Raw genomic sequence first — 1258 nt, forward strand, 5'->3', positions numbered from 1 at the left:
GCGCTGGCGGCCGGCGTCGCGCGAGCGGAGGCCTGGTGCCGCGCCGGGCTGATCCGCGCCGCGGCGCTGCGCCTGGCCGGGCAGGCGCGGGTCGTCGGAGTTCCCTTCCCCGCCCTGACGGAGGCCGCCGCATGAGCCAGGACCTCGCTATCCGCAAGACCGTCCTGCATGTGGAGGAGGTGCGCCACGATGGCGGCCCGCCGCTGGCGGTCCCGGTGCTGAAGGGATGGTGCGCCGTGGTGCTGCGCAACCCCTTCGCCGGGCGGTACGAGCCGGACCTCATGTGGATGATGGAGGCCATGAAGCCGGTCGGGCTGATGGTGGCGGAGAAGCTCCTGGCGGGCCTCGGCGGCGATCCAGGGCGCATCGAGGCCTATGGCAAGGGCGGGCTGGTCGGTGCCGCGGGGGAGCTGGAGCACGGCGCCCTGTGGCACGTGGCGGGCGGCTATGCGATGCGCGGGCTGCTGGGGAAGGCGCTGGCCATCGTTCCCTCCATGACCAAGGTGGGGCCGATGGGGGCGATGCTGGACCTGCCCATCCATCACCGCAACGCCGCCTATGTCCGCAGCCATTTCGACGGGATCACCTGCGTGGTGCCGGACGCGCCACGGCCCGACGAGATCCTCTTCGCCCTGGCCATGACCACCGGGCCGCGCCCGCATGCCCGCGTCGGCGGGCTGCGACAGGAGGAGATCGCGCAGTGGGACGGGCAGCGCTGAGGCACCGCAGGCGGTCACCGACCGCACGCGACGCCTTTGCGGCCGGCGCGACACGCGCCATACATGCGTCATGCCCGTCCGTTCCGTCGCGATCGTGGGCGCCGGCCTCGCCGGCCTCGCCTGCGCCAAGACGCTTGCCGCCCACGGCCTGTCCGCTCGCCTCTTCGACAAGGGGCGCGCCGCAGGCGGTCGCATGGCCACCCGCCGCGTGGAGGCCGCCGGCCGAACGCTCGACTTCGACCATGGCGCGCAATACCTCACCGCCCGCCACGCGCTGTTCCGCGCGACGCTGGAAGCCAGCCACGCCAGGCCCTGGCCGGACGAGTCCCGCCGCGTCGGCGTGCCCCGCATGTCCACCATCCCGCGCGCCCTGGCCGAGGGGCTGGACCTGACCGTCGCGCGGGAGGTGACCGAGATCGCCGGCGGGCCGGGCGCCTGGAGCCTGCGCCACGTGCCCGGCCAGCGTGGCCGCGCGGGCGACGCCCCGGCCGAGGACGGCCCCTTCGACGCGGTGGTGCTGGCCGTCCCGGCGCCGCAGG

2 protein-coding genes are annotated in these 1258 nt (G+C 75.1%); both read left to right on the forward strand.

The annotated features are described in order from the left end of the window. Positions 1 to 131: 131 nt before the first annotated feature. A complete protein-coding gene (locus OZN99_RS31900) occupies positions 132 to 719 on the forward strand; it encodes an amino acid synthesis family protein (RefSeq protein WP_270939202.1) in 588 nt (195 codons plus the stop codon). 70 nt (positions 720 to 789) lie between these two features. After that, positions 790 to 1258: NAD(P)-binding protein (locus OZN99_RS31905; RefSeq protein WP_270939203.1), on the forward strand; the 469-nt coding region annotated here is incomplete at its 3' end.

The organism is Falsiroseomonas oryzae (assembly GCF_027856955.1).
GTDB classification, from domain to species: Bacteria; Pseudomonadota; Alphaproteobacteria; order Acetobacterales; family Acetobacteraceae; genus Falsiroseomonas; species Falsiroseomonas oryzae.